18 protein-coding genes are annotated in these 16786 nt (G+C 58.1%); 10 read left to right on the top strand and 8 right to left on the bottom strand.

What is annotated here, in order from left to right; translation table 11 throughout:
* Window positions 1–43: 43 nt before the first annotated feature.
* Together ahpC and FGA82_RS27390 are read right to left on the bottom strand one after the other, a co-directional pair.
* Window positions 44–607 (bottom strand): alkyl hydroperoxide reductase subunit C, encoded by a 564-nt coding sequence (gene ahpC, locus FGA82_RS27395; RefSeq protein ID WP_007912224.1) that lies wholly within the window; start codon window positions 605–607, stop codon window positions 44–46.
* 137 nt (window positions 608–744) lie between these two features.
* Window positions 745–1683 (bottom strand): site-specific integrase, encoded by a 939-nt coding sequence (locus FGA82_RS27390; protein WP_141129504.1) that lies wholly within the window; start codon window positions 1681–1683, stop codon window positions 745–747.
* Window positions 1684–1860: 177 nt separating this feature from the next.
* On the opposite strand from FGA82_RS27390, the gene FGA82_RS27385 reads away from it, so the two are divergent.
* Window positions 1861–2877, top strand: coding sequence for a DNA-binding protein (locus FGA82_RS27385; protein ID WP_141129503.1), 1017 nt, complete (start codon window positions 1861–1863; stop codon window positions 2875–2877).
* On the opposite strand, the gene gorA is transcribed toward FGA82_RS27385, so the two are convergent.
* From gorA to galU, 3 genes are all read right to left on the bottom strand, one after another.
* Window positions 2874–4232 carry a glutathione-disulfide reductase gene (gene gorA, locus FGA82_RS27380; RefSeq protein WP_141129502.1) on the bottom strand — a complete coding sequence of 453 codons (1359 nt, stop codon included), beginning with the start codon at window positions 4230–4232 and terminating at the stop codon, window positions 2874–2876. The two genes, FGA82_RS27385 and gorA, sit on opposite strands and share 4 nt — an antisense overlap.
* Window positions 4233–4337: 105 nt before the next feature.
* Window positions 4338–5867 (bottom strand): MFS transporter, encoded by a 1530-nt coding sequence (locus FGA82_RS27375; protein ID WP_249384295.1) that lies wholly within the window; start codon window positions 5865–5867, stop codon window positions 4338–4340.
* Between the two features lie 292 nt (window positions 5868–6159).
* Window positions 6160–6999 carry a UTP--glucose-1-phosphate uridylyltransferase GalU gene (galU, locus tag FGA82_RS27370; RefSeq protein WP_007912230.1) on the bottom strand — a complete coding sequence of 280 codons (840 nt, stop codon included), beginning with the start codon at window positions 6997–6999 and terminating at the stop codon, window positions 6160–6162.
* Window positions 7000–7257: 258 nt separating this feature from the next.
* Here galU and FGA82_RS27365 point away from each other — a divergent pair, with 258 nt between their 5' ends.
* A complete protein-coding gene (locus FGA82_RS27365) occupies window positions 7258–7443 on the top strand; it encodes a hypothetical protein (protein ID WP_007912238.1) in 186 nt (61 codons plus the stop codon).
* 141 nt (window positions 7444–7584) lie between these two features.
* Window positions 7585–7866, top strand: a complete 282-nt coding sequence (locus FGA82_RS27360; protein ID WP_171057373.1) for a hypothetical protein — start codon at window positions 7585–7587, stop codon at window positions 7864–7866.
* Window positions 7867–7869: 3 nt separating this feature from the next.
* Here the strand turns inward: FGA82_RS27360 and FGA82_RS27355 are convergent, their stop codons facing one another.
* A complete protein-coding gene (locus FGA82_RS27355; RefSeq protein WP_008082673.1) occupies window positions 7870–8100 on the bottom strand; it encodes a hypothetical protein in 231 nt (76 codons plus the stop codon).
* A 71-nt stretch (window positions 8101–8171) separates the two neighbouring features.
* Window positions 8172–8528: a hypothetical protein gene (locus FGA82_RS27350; protein WP_095120936.1), complete on the bottom strand. Its 357-nt coding sequence runs from the start codon at window positions 8526–8528 to the stop codon at window positions 8172–8174.
* Between the two features lie 210 nt (window positions 8529–8738).
* Between FGA82_RS27350 and FGA82_RS27345 the strand changes: the two genes are divergently transcribed.
* The 5 genes from FGA82_RS27345 to ada all read left to right on the top strand — a co-directional run bounded on the left by FGA82_RS27345 (window position 8739) and on the right by ada (window position 11876).
* Entirely contained in the window at window positions 8739–9041 is a 303-nt protein-coding gene (locus tag FGA82_RS27345) for a DUF1883 domain-containing protein (protein ID WP_016984992.1), read from the top strand.
* Between the two features lie 28 nt (window positions 9042–9069).
* Entirely contained in the window at window positions 9070–9246 is a 177-nt protein-coding gene (locus tag FGA82_RS32215) for a hypothetical protein (RefSeq protein ID WP_171057370.1), read from the top strand.
* A 93-nt stretch (window positions 9247–9339) separates the two neighbouring features.
* On the top strand, window positions 9340–10050 hold the full coding sequence (locus tag FGA82_RS27340; RefSeq protein WP_141129500.1) for a 2OG-Fe(II) oxygenase: 711 nt from the start codon (window positions 9340–9342) through the stop codon (window positions 10048–10050).
* A gap of 5 nt (window positions 10051–10055) precedes the next feature.
* On the top strand, window positions 10056–10721 hold the full coding sequence (gene alkB, locus FGA82_RS27335; RefSeq protein ID WP_141129499.1) for a DNA oxidative demethylase AlkB: 666 nt from the start codon (window positions 10056–10058) through the stop codon (window positions 10719–10721).
* A gap of 87 nt (window positions 10722–10808) precedes the next feature.
* Complete coding sequence (ada, locus tag FGA82_RS27330) at window positions 10809–11876, top strand: bifunctional DNA-binding transcriptional regulator/O6-methylguanine-DNA methyltransferase Ada (protein ID WP_141129498.1); 1068 nt, start codon at window positions 10809–10811, stop codon at window positions 11874–11876.
* A gap of 27 nt (window positions 11877–11903) precedes the next feature.
* On the opposite strand, the gene FGA82_RS27325 is transcribed toward ada, so the two are convergent.
* Entirely contained in the window at window positions 11904–12887 is a 984-nt protein-coding gene (locus FGA82_RS27325) for an acrylyl-CoA reductase (NADPH) (RefSeq protein WP_141129497.1), read from the bottom strand.
* Window positions 12888–13073: 186 nt separating this feature from the next.
* On the opposite strand from FGA82_RS27325, the gene FGA82_RS27320 reads away from it, so the two are divergent.
* Window positions 13074–15512: an autotransporter gene (locus FGA82_RS27320; protein ID WP_141129496.1), complete on the top strand. Its 2439-nt coding sequence runs from the start codon at window positions 13074–13076 to the stop codon at window positions 15510–15512.
* A gap of 98 nt (window positions 15513–15610) precedes the next feature.
* Entirely contained in the window at window positions 15611–16675 is a 1065-nt protein-coding gene (locus FGA82_RS27315; protein ID WP_141129495.1) for an NAD(P)H-dependent flavin oxidoreductase, read from the top strand.
* Window positions 16676–16786 lie beyond the last annotated feature (111 nt).

The raw sequence follows: 16786 nt of genomic DNA, 5'->3' as shown, positions 1-16786 counted from the left end.
TTAAGAAGGTGCGGCGTACCGCCCTGAGTTGCGTGTCACAGACTTAGATCTTGCCGACCAGATCCAGGGACGGTGCCAGAGTGGCCTCGCCTTCTTTCCACTTGGCTGGGCAGACTTCGCCTGGGTGAGCAGCAACGTACTGAGCAGCCTTGATCTTGCGCAGCAGCTCGGAAGCGTCACGGCCGACGCCGCCATCGTTCAGTTCAACGATTTTGATCTGGCCTTCAGGGTTGATCACGAAGGTGCCACGGTCAGCCAGGCCAACTTCTTCGATCAGCACGTCAAAGTTGCGGGAGATGGCGTGGGTCGGGTCGCCGATCATGGTGTATTCGATTTTGCCGATGGCTGGCGAAGTGTTGTGCCAGGCAGCGTGGGCAAAGTGGGTGTCGGTGGAAACGCTGTAGATCTCTACGCCCAGCTTCTGGAACGCAGCGTAGTTGTCAGCCAGGTCTTCCAGCTCGGTTGGGCAAACGAAGGTGAAGTCGGCTGGGTAGAAGAACACGACCGACCACTTGCCTTTCAGGTCAGCGTCCGAGACTTGAACGAAGTCGCCGTTTTTGAATGCGGTAGCTTTGAACGGTTTTACTTGGCTGTTGATGATAGGCATTGATGACTCTCCGTCAGGGGTTATGAAGTTGATGGGTGAATCCTACCCACTCACTCGACGGATGGCTCATTGGCAAACCTGATGCTGCTGATTTGTTTTCGCTATTAGCTGACTGTATTAATAGAAGAAAACGATCTCTAAGACGTAGCCGGTTTATCCGTAATCCGAGCCATCCCCTGGAATGGGCTGGCTTCAACATAGCGCATCGCAGACTTCATATCCTTCCAGCCGACGTAACTCATCAATGATTTCAGATCCCAGCCGCTTTGATGGGCCCACGTGGCGAAGCCTCGGCGCAGGGAATGGCTGGTGTAGTTTTCGGCAGCAATACCGGCGCGCTGCAAAGCCTGGCGCAGCAGAGGAATGATGCTGTTGGCGTGCAGCCCCTCCTCGTTCAGATTGCCCCAGCGGTCGATGCTGCGAAAAACCGGGCCACGCACCAGCGCCGCCTCGGTGATCCAGTCGATGTAGGCCTGCACCGGGCAGAGCTTGAGCAGCGCCGGCGCTTGATAGGTCTGGCCGAGGTTTTCCCGATCACCCTTGCTGCGTGGCAAATACAAGGTGATGCCTTTCCCTGCGTGCGCCTGCACGTGTTCGATTTGCAAGCGACACAACTCATCACTGCGGAAGCCACGCCAGAATCCCAGCAGAATCAAGGCGCGATCACGGTAAGCCTTGAGGAGTAACGGGCGGTCCTGCTGCTCTCTCGCGGTTTGTATTTCATGCTCAAGCCAATCGATGACGCGCTGCAGATCCTGCAACTGCAGCGGCTCCGCCTGTTTCTCCTGTGCCGGGTGCAGCGCGCGAATCCCCTTGAACACCTTGCGCACCACCGGCGCCTTGGTCGGGTCGGCAAACCCTTGGCTGTTGTGCCATTGCGCCAGCGCCGACAAACGCAGCTTCAGCGTGTTGATCGACAACTCCTCAGCGTGCGCCACCAAATACCGCGCAACGCTATCGGCGGTCGCCGGCAGAAACCCACCCCACTTCACTTCGAAATGCTCGATGGCCGCGCGATAGCTACGGCGGGTGTTGTCACGGGTGGCGGCTTGCAGATAGCGATCCAGATCGCTCATGGGCTGTTTTCTCGCTGGCGTACTGATACAGGGATGCAGAAACGCATTTTGCCGTCTGACACTGGGTAATACCAGTATATCCCGTGTCTTTATTATCAAAGGTTTACCTTTATTTTCTGAATGGTACACTGCGTACTTTAGTGGCATGTACCACAGTACGTAACCGTAGGAGTTCACATGGCCCGTGGCGGCATTACCAAAGCCCTTGTGCAGATCGCGCGCACAGCGATCCTCGCCCGTGGCGAACACCCGAGCATCGATGCAGTACGCATTGAAATGGGCAACACCGGCTCAAAAACCACGATCCATCGCTACCTGAAAGAGCTGGACGACGGCGCTCAGCCCATTGAAGCCTCGGCAGAGCCTATCGATGACGAGTTGGCCGCCCTCGTCTCGCGCCTCGCCCAACGCCTCAAAGAGCAGGCGCAAGAGCCTATCGAACAGGCTCGCGAGCAGTTTGAAGAGCAGCGCGAAGCACTGGAGTCGGAGCTGAAACAAACGTGCCAGGCTCTGGAAAAGCTGGAGCAAGAGCACGATATTCAAGGCGCAGCGTTGGAGCGCGAGTCCGAAGCCCTGAACAACACTCGTTCAATGCTGCAGACCGAACAAACGCGTAACGCCGGTCTGAATCAAGCACTGGCCGATTTTGAATTGCGCCTGCAGGACAAGGACGAACAGATCCGTTCGCTGGAAGAAAAACACCTGCACGCCCGTGACGCACTGGAGCACTACCGCAACGCCAGCAAAGAGCAGCGCGAGCAGGAACAGAGCCGTCACGAAGCGCAAGTGCAGCAGATTCAGGCCGAACTGCGTCAGGCGCAGCAAAGCGCACTGGTTCGTCAGGACGAAATCACGCAACTGCACCGCGACAACGAACGCCTGCTCACGGAAAACCGTGGCACGCAGCGCGAACTGAGCCTGATGCAAGATCAGCTCAAGCAGAGCAACCAGCGTCAGGATCAACTGCTCGAACAAGCGACCCGCGTCGACAGTGAGCGCACCCTCCTCCAGGAACGCTTGCGCGTAGCCACCCTGGAAAGCCAGACACTCAAACAGAGCGTCGAGGAGCAGGCGCTGCTCAACCAGTCTCTGGAAAAAGAATTGAACAAGGCTCAAGCAAGCCTGGAAGAAAGCCAGCGTCTGGCGGCTACCGTTGCGGCAGCGCCAGACTCAGCCAAACCGAAAGACGCTTAAGCGCCGACCGGCGTACGCATGGTGACGAATTCTTCGGCGGCCGTCGGGTGCACCCCGATCGTGTCGTCGAAGTCACGCTTGGTTGCGCCAGCCTTCAACGCAATCGCCAAACCCTGAACGATCTCGCCAGCGTCCGGGCCGACCATGTGGCAGCCGAGGACTTTGTCGGTCTTGCCGTCGACTACCAGCTTCATCAGGGTTTTTTCCTGACACTCGGTCAGGGTCAGTTTCATCGGCCGGAAACGGCTTTCGAAGATCACCACCTCGTGACCAGCCTCGCGCGCTTCTTCCTCGGTCAAACCGACCGTGCCGATGTTCGGCAGGCTGAATACCGCTGTCGGGATCATCTTGTAATCCACCGGACGGTATTGCTCTGGTTTGAACAGGCGTCGCGCCACGGCCATGCCCTCCGCCAACGCCACAGGCGTCAGTTGCACGCGACCGATGACATCGCCCAGCGCCAGAATCGATGGCTCGCTGGTTTGGTACTGCTCATCGACTTTGATGAAGCCTTTGTCCGTGAGCTGTACATCGGTATTTTCCAGCCCGAGATTATCGAGCATCGGGCGGCGGCCGGTGGCGTAGAAAATGCAGTCCGCCTCCAGCTCTCGACCATCTTTAAGCGTGGCTTTCAAGCTGCCGTCAGCCTGCTTGTCGATGCGCGCGATGTCGGCGTTGAATTGCAGATCCAGGCCACGCTTGGTCAGTTCTTCCTGCAAGTGCTTGCGCACCGAACCATCGAAACCGCGCAGGAACAGATCGCCGCGATACAGCAGCGTGGTGTTCGCACCCAGGCCGTGGAAGATCCCGGCGAATTCGACCGCGATGTAACCGCCGCCAACCACCAGCACACGCTTTGGCAGCTCTTTCAGGAAGAACGCTTCATTGGAACCGATCGCGTGTTCGCGCCCCGGAATCTCCGGAATCTGCGGCCAACCGCCAGTGGCGATCAGAATGTTTTTCGCGGTATATCGCTCGCCATTCACTTCGACTTCATGCGGACCAACGATCTTCGCGTGCGCCTCATGCAAGGTCACACCGCTGTTGACCAGCAGATTGCGGTAAATGCCGTTGAGGCGATTGATCTCGCGATCCTTGTTGGCGATCAGCGTCGCCCAATCGAAATTCGCTTCACCCAGGCTCCAGCCAAAACCGGACGCCTGCTCAAAGTCTTCAGCGAAGTGCGCGCCGTACACCAGCAGCTTCTTCGGCACACAGCCAACATTGACACAGGTCCCGCCCAGATAACGGCTCTCCGCCACCGCCACTTTCGCGCCGAACCCGGCCGCAAAACGCGCAGCACGCACACCGCCGGAACCGGCACCAATCACATAAAGGTCAAAATCGTAGGCCATTTCTATCTCCTCGGCAGGGGATCAGCATACCTGCAGACGGTTATTGAGCAAGTCTCTACAGCATGTAGATCAGCAACACCGTGGAGTTTTACCTTCAGCTTTTGATCAATGACATTCTGCCGATTCAACTTTTGGCAACCGCAACGTACACCAAGCAATCAGAATCGCCATAAGCGCCAGACTGAAGGCGACCCAAGAAACCAATTCGATTCCGCCTTCAAATGCACTTCCCGCCTGCTGCATTAATTGTTGCGCCTGATTACCCGCCAAACCGGCCGCCACATGATGAGCGCCCGACAGCGTTTCACTTGCCAGCGTCGCCTGAATATCACTCAAAAACGCTGGAAGCTGCAGGCCAGTACGATAGTAGGCCGTGACCAGGCCGCCGAGCAGAGTCGTCCCCAACACCACGCCCACTTCATAGGCCGTTTCACTGATGGCGGAAGCTGCACCTGCCTTTGCCGGAGGCGCGGCCGACAAAATCACGTCATTGGACACCGTCGCAATAGCGCCCACTCCGACATTCAACAATGCAAACGCCGCTACCAACACCGCGAGACTGCTGCCGATGCTGGCCACCAGCAAAAACGCCGCACCAGCGAAGGCCATCAGGACCGGTATCAGCATATGCACAGGCATACGCTGCGCGACCGGCACCACCGCCATTCCAACCACAATCGCCATGATTTGGCCCGGAACCAACGCCAGGCTCGCACTCAAAGGCGACATCTGCAGGACAATCTGCAAAAACTGAGTGGTGAAGAAAACAAAACCGACGAGGAACGCAAGACTCATCAAATTGATCAGAACAGACCCGCTGAAAGTCCCGTTGCGGAACAGAGTCATATCCATCAGCGGCACAGGAAGACGTAACTGGCGCCGGACAAACATCCAGCCTGCCAATACGCCGACCAGAAAGCCCCCCAGCACGACCCCGTCAACACCTTCACTGGCGGCATGCTTGATGCCGTAAACGATGCCACCCAAGGCGGCCATCGACTGAAGAATGCTGATCAGATCCAACGGCCCAGATGCATCACGCTCCGACTCAGGAAGCAATAGCGGACCCAACACCAACAGCGGAATCAGAACGGGTACCGCCAACAGAAAAATCGCGCCCCAATCAAAGAACTGCAGCAACACTCCGCCCACCAAAGGCCCCAGAGCCGAACCGACGGTCAATGTCGTGGCCCAGATCGCGACAGCCAGCCTGCGCTCCTCTCGATCCTCAAACACCGAACGTATCAATGCCAATGTGGAAGGCATCAGCATCGCCCCGAAAATCCCCATGCAGGCACGCCCGATAATCAACTGCAAGGCCGTCTCGGAATAGGCGGTCAGCACCGATACCACAGCAAATCCGAGCGAGCCGATAAGCAGCAACTTGCGGTGCCCGACCCGATCTCCCAGACTTCCCATGGACACCAGCAGTCCGGCGAGCACCAACGAGTAGGCGTCGATCATCCACAGTTGTTGACTGGCACTTGGGCGCAAAGCTTCGGCGATTTTGGGTAATGCGAAACCCAGTACGGTGTTATCAACGGTTACCAGTAGCACTGGCAACATCAACACGCCGAGGCCGAACCAGCGCGTAGATTTTGCTTTGGTATGTGTAACCTGATGAGTAAGCGGCACCGACAAATTCCTTATGCTGCAATCTTGATTCCGCTGACGTGTTCAGACAGTCGCGAAAGTTTTACCTGCGCACATCCGTGGCGAGGATTGACGAGTTCAACAGCGATCAAACGCGCTGACAATTACTCATTTGTTTCATATTACAACTCGGAAATTTCCTTCGACTTTCGACCCTTTTCGCTTGGAAGCGAACTTTTTCCAGCGAAAAAAAAACGCCCAGAACCAGTCGGGGCGTTTTTTTGACCTACACGAATGACGCAGTGCAAAGTCGCTACTGACCAATCAAGCGCTCTTAGTAAGCCTTGCCAGTCTTGTAGAAGTTCTCGAAGCAGAAGTTGGTTGCTTCGATGTAGCCTTCAGCACCACCGCAGTCGAAACGCTTGCCTTTGAACTTGTAGGCCATGACGCAGCCGTTCTGGGCTTGTTTCATCAGGGCGTCGGTGATCTGGATTTCGCCGCCCTTGCCTGGTTCGGTCTGTTCGATCAGGTCGAAGATGTCCGGGGTCAGGATGTAACGACCGATGATTGCCAGGTTCGACGGCGCATCTTCCGGCTTTGGCTTCTCGACCATGCTGTGCACGCGGTAGATGTCGTCGCGGATCATCTCGCCGGCGATCACGCCGTACTTGCTGGTTTCCTGCGGATCGACTTCCTGGATGGCGATGATCGAGCAGCGGAACTGCTTGTACAGCTTGACCATCTGGGTCAGTACGCCGTCGCCTTCGAGGTTGACGCACAGGTCGTCCGCCAGGACCACGGCGAACGGTTCGTCACCGATCAGCGGGCGACCAGTCAGGATCGCATGGCCCAGACCTTTCATTTCGGTCTGACGGGTGTAGGAGAACGAGCACTCGTCGAGCAGTTTGCGGATGCCGACCAGGTATTTCTCTTTGTCGGTGCCTTTGATTTGGTTTTCCAGCTCGTAGCTGATGTCGAAGTGGTCTTCCAGAGCACGCTTGCCACGACCGGTCACGATGGAAATTTCCGTCAGGCCGGCATCCAGAGCTTCTTCAACGCCGTACTGGATCAGTGGCTTGTTTACCACCGGCAGCATTTCTTTAGGCATGGCTTTAGTCGCTGGCAGGAAGCGAGTGCCGTAACCGGCTGCTGGGAACAAGCATTTCTTGATCATATAAGTCCTTGAAAGGGCTGTGTGTACGAGTTTCGGCGCAGTCTAATCAGGCGGCGTGCACCTTACAATGCCCCGCGCTGGCTAACCGATGCCAACATAGAGAAATATTCTCGCCGATAGTTCCATCGACATCCGGGCGCGGCCAGATCAGCGTAGCTCAAAGCTGTCGACAATCCGGATTACCATACGCTCATCGCCCCCCAATGCCAGCATTTGGCGGTATCATGGCGCCTTTGAACCAGCGAACGAGACAGATAGATGGCCGCGGTAAAAATCATCAACGGGTATGTGATCGACAAGAAAGACGGCAAGTGGACGCTGACCACCACCAATGGCGAGCACATCGCCGGGCCTTTCGACAGCGAGCAAATGGCGACCGATGTTGCTTCCGTATTCACGGACACTCCGGCATCAGCCAAGCGCCGTGGCAAAGATCAGGACTGATCTGCTGCGATATGCCCCAGCCCTGCCTTGAGCAGGGCTTTTTTGTGCCCACGTACAAACAAGTGGCCAAACGCTATAACCTTTTCACACCGGCGCTGTCAGAGCGTCTAGTCCCCTTCGCTGAAGACCATGAACATGACCCTGAAAAAATTCCTGCCACTGATTGCGCTATTGGCATTGGTTGGCTGTGCCACCTCTCAACCCACGTACCTGAACAACGGCGAGCAAGGGCTGTCGATCGATTGCTCCGGCGAAGCCAATTCCTGGGCGACCTGCTATGAAAAGGCCGATGCGTCTTGCGCAGGTACTGGTTATCGCATCGTTGGCACTGACGGCACGCCACAGCCGAAGGAAAGCGACAAAACCCTGGGCGTCGATGTCGGCAACTACAAAAACCGCAGCGTTGTTGTGGTCTGCAAATAGACCTTACATATGAATTTCGGCGAATTTGATTCCGAGTCCGCGCACGACTTCGATCAGATCGTCGAGACGATTGAAGGATTCGACTTCGTCGTTATCGTCCACCAGAAAGTAACTGCGGCCGGCGCTCTTCTTGAAAAACACGATCCACTCCCCCGGATTCGCCGGGTTCTGGATGACATGGGTGGCAGAGATCAGGCCCTCTACGTGGCGCTCCCGTACTTGCTCTCGCTTCATCGCAACTCCAGAAATGAAAATGCCGTCACAGCATGACTGCGACGGCATCGGTGCTGATGACTGTCAGTCTATCAGCCGGAAATACACGCATTGGCAGCGTTTCGCACATCACGCGGACGCACTGGCACATTCGACATGCGCTCATGCAACTTGATGCTGCTGCCGCCGGAGCGATCTTCGATATCAAATACCGCTGCCGCGCCGGTGGAAAATTTACCCGGGACGATGACCCGAACCCCGTCCTTGTGCGGCTGCATTTGCAGCGCACCGCGGCTGTCCGCCAGCTTCTCGGCCAGGCATTGGGCATATTCATGGGGTTTCTTGCCGGAGATTACGCTCACGGTCGGCAGCGTTTCATTGATTTCCGAAACACTCGCACAACCACCCACAGCCAAAACCAACGGCAGACACACCACACCCCACTTCATACAAAACCTCCGTTAAAGACCGTCCGACAGCACAAATGCCGTTTTTCTCCGGGGCCTTCTGCATTTAACCCGCATCCGATTGCGAATATCTGTTCAAATTTGTCAAACCAACGCCCGACGGCCAGATAATAACCCGTGCGGGCTGATAAACTGCGCGCAATTACAAGCTATCGTTTTGATTTTGTAGAAAAAGCCCTTCTGGAGGCGCCCATGAAATTCATTCACCAGCGCGAACACCTCAACGAAGACGACATCGTCGTCATTCAATGCTCGCAAATGTGCAACATCCGTTTGATGAACGACGCCAACTTCCGCAGCTTCAAGAACGGCGGCCGTCACACCTATCACGGCGGCGCCTTCGACACTTTTCCGGCCCGTATCACCGCGCCGAGCACCGGTTTCTGGAACATCACCATCGACACCGTCAACCGTCGGCCGATCAGCGTCACGCGCAAGCCGACCCTGACCCACTCGATCAAGATCATCCGTCGTTCCAGCACCAAACTCAGCTGAGACACGCCGCTCAACCAGAAAGGAATGCATGACCGTGGCCCAAACGACCAAATACGTCATCAAGTACAAACTCAACGGTGAACGCCGCTTCGAGTTCGCGCAACTGGTAAACGGCACTGAAGAAGAAGCCAAGGCTGCTCTGGATGCGCTTCACGGCTCATCTGAAGACGTGATCAGCGACATCGCCGTCAGCAAAGCGCTGTAAGCATCGACAGGAATTCGACCGCAAGCGGCGGAGTGTTCTGCCGCGAGGCCCTGCCTAGACTGACTTTCTTCGACCATGAGTCAAGGAGTCCGCATGTCGATGTCACCCTCCCGGCTGGATTCGCTCGACTGGGCAAGCCTTGAGCAGCAACTGGATCAGCACGGCTGCGCGATCATCCGTTCGCTGCTGCAGGCCGAAACCTGTGATCAATTGAGTGGGCTGTATCCGCAGACCGAACCGTTTCGCTCGCAGGTCATCATGGCCCGCCACGGTTTCGGTCGCGGCGAGTACAAATACTTTCGTTATCCCCTGCCGACACCGGTCGAACGCCTGCGCTGCGCGTTGTATCCGCGCCTGGTGTCTTTGGCCAATCGCTGGTACGAACGCATGAACCTGCCCGAGCGCTTTCCGGCGAGCCACGCCGAATTTCTTCAGCGCTGCCATGCTGTCGGCCAGATACGCCCTACCCCTCTCTTGTTGCAATATGGCTCGCAGGACTACAACTGCCTGCATCAGGATTTGTACGGCGAATCGGTTTTCCCGCTGCAAGTGGCGATTCTTCTGTCAGAACCCGGGCAAGACTTTACTGGAGGAGAATTCGTGCTCACCGAGCAGCGCCCGCGCATGCAATCCCGACCGCACGTGCTGGACCTTACGAAAGGTGACGCGGTGATCTTTGCCGTCAACCAGCGCCCGGCCAAAGGCGTGCGCGGTGATTATCGGGTGACGATGCGCCACGGCGTCAGTCGCCTGCACAGTGGAAAAAGGCATACCCTAGGCATCATCTTTCACGACGCCACCTGACCACCATGCAACCGAATACTTTCGATCTGTTCGCCGATCATGAACCCGAACAACGCCCTCGCACCGAGCAGATTGGCGAACAATCGTGGGTGCTGCATGGTTTCGCCCTGCCGCTGATCGAGCAGATCCTGCCGGCACTGGATGCAATTCTTGCCGCGGCGCCATTGCGCCACATGGTCACGCCGGGCGGATTCAGCATGTCAGTAGGCACCAGCAGTTGCGGGCCATTGGGCTGGATCACTGATCGCCATGGTTACCGTTATTCAGGCGTCGATCCGCTCAGTGATTTGCCATGGCCAGCGATGCCGGAAGTATTCTCGGAGCTGGCGCACTCGGCAGCGGCACAGACCGGATTTGCTGACTTCAACGCCGATTCCTGCCTGATCAACCGCTATGTCCCCGGCGCCAAGATGTCATTGCATCAGGACAAAGACGAAAAGGCCTACAGCGCACCGATCGTTTCGTTGTCACTCGGGTTGCCGGCGATGTTCCTCTTCGGTGGTTTCAATCGCAGCGACAAGAGCCAGCGCATTGCCTTGCTGCATGGCGACATGGTGGTCTGGGGCGGCGTTGATCGCTTGCGTTATCACGGTGTGTTGCCGATCAAGCAGGGTCGGCATCCACGTCTGGGTGAACAGCGGATCAATCTGACCTTTCGCGTGGCCGGATAACCCGCAAAAGTTTGACCGCAAGGCCCGGAGTGTTGTGCCTTGCGACGCTGGTTAACCTGAATCAAACAGGTCAACGGATACCCCCTCATGAAAACGCTTTCGTCCACCTTCACGATTGAAAACGATCCACGCTGGGCCGCTGTGATCGCCCGAGACTCTCGGGCGGACGGGCAATTTGTCTACGCGGTGAAAACTACTGGCATCTACTGTCGCCCAAGCAGCCTCTCACGCTTGCCGAAACCGCAGAACGTCGAGTTTTTCGATACCGCTGAACAGGCCGAGGCTGCCGGCTATCGGCCGAGCAAACGAGCCACCAAGGATCAGAGTGATGTCGCCGCGCAGCATGCCGCAACCGTCGCCATTGCCTGCCGCCACATCGAATCGGCCGAGAGCTTGCCGGCACTGAATGAACTGGCGCAAACCGCCGGACTGAGTCCGTTTCACTTCCATCGCGTGTTCAAAGCCGCGACGGGTTTGACGCCCAAGGGCTACGCGACAGCCCATCGCTCGCGCAAAGTCCGTGAGCGCCTGGCAGACGGCGGTTCGGTGACGGATGCGCTGTACGACGCCGGCTTCAATTCCAACAGCCGTTTCTATGAGTCAGCGGATCATTTGCTGGGTATGAAACCTGGGGACTATCGCGCTGCCGGAAAGAACAACGACATCCGGTTCGCCGTGGGCCAATGTTCGCTCGGAGCGATTCTGGTGGCGCAAAGCGAGCGTGGCGTGTGCGCGATTCTGTTGGGTGACGATCCGCATCAACTGGTGTGCGATCTGCAGGATCAGTTTCGCAAAGCCAACCTGATCGGCGCCGACACCGGCTTCGAGCAATTGATCGCGAAAGTCGTCGGATTTATCGAAGCGCCGGCGCTTGGCCTGGACCTGCCGCTGGACGTTCGTGGCACGGCGTTTCAGGAACGCGTGTGGCAGGCGCTGCGGGAAATCCCGGCGGGTCATACAGCCAGCTACGCCGAGATTGCCCAGCGCATTGGCGCACCGACATCCATGCGTGCGGTGGCACAGGCGTGCGGGGCCAACCGTTTGGCGGTGGCGATCCCCTGCCACCGCGTGGTGCGCAGCGATGGCAATCTTTCGGGCTATCGCTGGGGCGTCGAGCGCAAGCGTCAGTTGCTGGAGCGCGAGACGACGTCCTGAGCGGACGTCCCGCCTCGTCGGCAGCTGTCAGCGATTGACGTCCACCACAACCCGCCCGCGAAGCTGTCCGGCGAGTAACTTCGGCGCCGCATCAATGGCCTCGCTCAGACCGATTTCATGGCTGATCAATGCCAGCAACGAGAAATCCAGATCCCTGGCCAAACGATCCCACGCCTCCAGACGGCGAGCCTTTGGCTGGGTCACGCTGTTGATGCCGGCAAGGGTCACGCCGCGCAGAATGAATGGGGCAACCGAAGCCGGGAAATCCATACCTTGCGCCAGACCACATGCCGCGACCGTGCCTTCAGAGCGAGTGCTGGCGCAGGCATTGGCCAAAGTATGACTACCGACCGAATCGATCACCGCGGCCCAGCGCTCTTTTGCCAACGGTTTGCCGGGCGCTGACAACGTTGCCCGGTCGATGATTTCGCCGGCGCCCAATTGCTGAAGATACTCGTGCTCAGAGACGCGGCCAGTGGAGGCGACGACGCTGTAGCCAAGTTTGCTCAGCAGCGCGATGGCGAAACTGCCGACGCCGCCATTGGCGCCCGTCACCAGCACTTCGCCCTGGTCCGGCGTCACGCCATTACGCTCGAGCGCCAGGATGCACAGCATCGCCGTATAGCCCGCCGTACCGATGGCCATGGCTTGCGCCGCCGTAAAGGCTTCGGGCAATGGAATCAGCCAGTCGCCATTGAGCCGCGCCTTCTGCGCCAGACCACCCCAGTGATTTTCGCCGACACCCCAGCCATTGAGCACCACCTGATCACCCACCTTATAGTCGGGGTGCGAACTGGCTTCTACGGTGCCCGCCAGGTCGATCCCCGGCACCATCGGAAACTTGCGCACCACCGGGCTGCTGCCGGTAATCGCCAGACCATCCTTGAAGTTCAGCGTGCTGTACGCAACAGCGACGGTGACATCGCCTTCGGGCAACTGCTCCTCGTTGACTTGCTGCAGGTTGGCGCGATAACCGCTGTCGTCTTTGTCGATCACAATGGCGTTGAACATGACTGCCTCGCATGGCTGTTTTCAGAATGTCGTGCCTTGAAATACCACATCGCAACACCCTGCCACATTCGACTTTGCGCCAATCGGCGAATCCACCAAGTATTTCCATGGCGGGCGACTATGCTTTTTCGACGGTCGTGGTTTCGCCGTATTTCTTCAGAAACCGGTTTGTCGATGGAGCTGACAATGTCTTACCCGCGCTCGCTGTTCGCGATGTTGATGCTGTGCCTGCTGACGTTCGGCAGTGCCTGGGCGGCACCAGTCACCGAGGCTCCGAGCGAGCCGGCCTGGCCGCAAGTCATCACCAGCGGCAAGGCGAAACTGACGGTGTATCAACCGCAACTCGACAGCTGGGACGGTTACACCCTCAACGCCCGCGCAGCCGTCGAAGCCACCGCTGCCGACGGCAAGTCCACCTACGGGATCGTGCAATTCAGCGCGCATACGCTGGTCGACAAGGCTACGCGCTGGGTCGCGCTGGATCAGTACAAGATCCTCAAAGCCGACTTCCCGGCTGATGCCAGTCAAGCCGACACCTGGATCGCAGCTCTGCAGAAGGACGCCGATAACCGCAAGAAGACCATCTCGCTGGATCAACTCGAAGCTGCTGTCGGCGTACTCTCGGCAGAACAGAAAGCTGACAACGCGCCACTGGAAAACACCCCGCCGAGCATCATCAGTTCCGACGTACCCGCCCTGCTCGTCTATATAGATGGCGATGCGGCCTACCGGCCGGTAGATGGCACGGCGCTGCAACGGGTGATCAACACTCGCCCGCTGTTGTTGAAGGACGCACAGGGCAAACATTACCTGCACGTCTTCGATGGCTGGATGGTCTCTGACCAGATCAATGGCGCGTATACGCGTATGGCCTCACCACCAGCGGAACTGGAGAAAGCCAAGCAGGCCGCCATTCAGAGCCGGCAAGTGGATCTGCTGACCGGGCAAAGCGACCCGAAAGACAAGATCCCCAGTCTGGCCAAACCACCACAGCCAAGGATTTTCGTCGCAACCACGCCCACCGAACTGCTGGTCACTGACGGCGCGGCGCAATGGTCGCCGATTCAGGGCACAGGCTTGCTGTATGTCACCAATACCACCGGGCACATCTTCAAGGAAATCGGTGACCAGAACAGCTATGTGCTGATCTCCGGACGCTGGTTTCGCGCCACTGAAATGAATGGCCCGTGGACGTTTACCCCGGCAGACAAGCTGCCGGCAGATTTCGCCAACATCCCCGACGACAGCCCGAAGGAAAACGTCAAAGCTTCGGTCGCCGGCACCCCGCAAGCCAAAGAAGCAGCCATTGCCGCGACTATTCCGCAGACGTCGGCAATCAAGAAAAGCGCAGTAAAAATGACCGCGCCACAGTTCGATGGCGAGCCGCAACTCAAAGCGATCAACACCACCACCCTGCAATATGTGGTCAACAGCGCAACGCCCATCATCCGTGTCGATAACGACAGTTGGTACGCGGTGGAAAACGGTATCTGGTTCACCGCCACTACCGTGAATGGTCCTTGGGTTGTGGCCAGCTCTGTGCCGGCGGTGATCTATTCGATCCCGCCGAGTTCGCCCATGCATTACCTCACCTACGTCAAAGTCTACGAGTCCAGCGGCGATACTGTGGTGGTCGGCTACACACCGGGTTATCAGGGTTCAAATCTGGATCCGGCCACAGGCGTCGTGGTGTATGGCACCGGTTATCCCTACACGCCTTGGGTGGGCAGCGTCTGGTATGGCCCGCCGGTGACTTACGGTTTCGGTGTCGCCATTCGCTATACGCCGTGGACGGGCTGGACCTTCGGTTTCGGTTTCGGCTGGAGCTGGGGCGGCAGCACTGTGGCGATGGGCTGGGGTTGGGGCGCATACCCGTGGTGGGGCAATTACGGCTGGGGTTACGCCTGGGGACCGCACTTGTATCCGGCGCCACTGGCTTGGGGTGGAGCCGCTTACGGTTATCACGGAGGCGCGGTGGCCTGGGGTCCAGGTGGCTGGGCCGGGACCACCGGTAATATCTACCATCAGTGGGGTGATCGAGCGACGGTCAGTCGCTCGGGCGCTGGGTACAACGCCTGGACCGGTAATCGCTGGGCCGGTCAGGTCGGCGCTTCCTACAACTCACGCACCGGCGTCGCGGCTGCCGGTCAACGCGGTGCCGTGCACAACGTCTACACCGGCAACTACGCAGCCGGGCGCAGTGGCGTGACAGTTGGACCGAATGGGGGCGCCATTGCCGGCGAACGCGTTACCGCCGGCAATGCGCGCAACGGCGCGCAAGTCACCGCCAATCGCGGCGCCGTGTACAACCCCAACACCGGCGACACCACTCGATATGGCGGCGTTCGAGGGCGCAATGGCGGCGCTGCACATGTGGGCGACAACGTCTACGCGGGACACGACGGTAACGTGTACAAGAAGACCGATAATGGCTGGCAATCGATGGTCGGGAGCGGCGCGACTCGCACTGCCCCCGTCAACAACAATGCCCAATTGCAGAACCTTAACCGTGAATCCGCCGCACGCAATTTCGGCAACCAGCGCACCAACAATTTTCACGATTCCTCGCAATTCATGAATCACTCGTTCGGTGGTGGCGGTGGCGGCGGATTCCATCGACGCTGAAAAACTGCACGGGTTGTTCTGAATTTCGGACTGGCTGCGGATCCGGTTTTGCTGATAGAAAACCGGCTCTGCCTTTCATCGTTCGGAGAACAGCTTCAATGAGCCAATGGCCAGACACCCGCATTCTTGACCTGCTCGGTATTGAATTGCCGATCATCCAGGGCCCTATGGCCGGTGCGACGAATTCGTCCATGGTCATCGCCGTCTGCAATGCCGGTGGACTGGGTTCGATGCCGGCGGCGATGCTGAGTCTTGAGCAATTGCGCGAAGAACTGAAAACCATTCGCCAGCACACCGACAAGCCCTTCAACGTCAACTTCTTCTGCCATCAGCCACCGGCGGCCGATGAGCAACGCGCACGTGACTGGAAGCAGCTGCTGGAGCCGTACTACCGCGAACTGGGTGCCGATTTCGCTGCACCGACGCCGGTGTCCAACCGGGCGCCGTTCGATGCGGCGGCCTGTGCAGTGCTGGAAGAATTTCGACCTGAGGTCGTGAGCTTCCACTTCGGACTACCAGAGAAATCCCTGCTCGACCGCGTCAAGGCAACCGGGGCGAAAATTCTCTCCTCGGCCACCACTGTTGATGAAGCGATCTGGTTGGAACAGCACGGCTGCGACGCGATTATCGCCATGGGCTACGAAGCCGGCGGCCATCGCGGCATGTTTCTCAGTGATGATCTGAGCAGTCAGGTCGGCACGTTTGCCCTGGTGCCTCAGGTAGTTGATGCGGTGGAAGTGCCGGTGATTGCTGCCGGGGCCATTGCCGATGCTCGCGGTGTGGCGGCGGCGTTCCTGTTGGGCGCTTCGGCAGTACAGGTCGGCACAGCCTATCTGTTCACCCCGGAAGCGAAAGTCAGCGCCGCTCACCACAAAGCGCTGCGCACCGCCAAAGAGAGCGAAACGGCGATCACAAATATCTTCACCGGGCGACCAGCGCGGGGTATTCTCAACCGCATCATGCGTGAACTGGGTCCGATGTCGCCGAAGGCACCGGCATTTCCTCTGGCCGGTGGTGCGCTGATGCCGTTGCGAGCGATCAACGAAGCCGCGTTTGCCAACCTCTGGGCCGGTCAGGCATTCACTCTCGGCAAAGACATTGGCAGTGCTGAACTGACCCGGCAATTGGCCGAAGGTGCATTGGCAAAACTCACTCGCCAGTGACGCTGGAAAGACTGAGGCCCAAGCATCCTCACTCTGGTTTTAACCAACGCTTCCCGTTTGGCGGCATTTCGCTATATATTTCTCTATATAGCGAATACACCCTCGCATCGG

Origin of the sequence: Pseudomonas fluorescens, from assembly GCF_005938625.1 — a bacterium.
Classification (GTDB): Bacteria; Pseudomonadota; Gammaproteobacteria; order Pseudomonadales; family Pseudomonadaceae; genus Aquipseudomonas; species Aquipseudomonas fluorescens_BD.
This window is presented reverse-complemented; position numbering and strand designations above follow the sequence as displayed.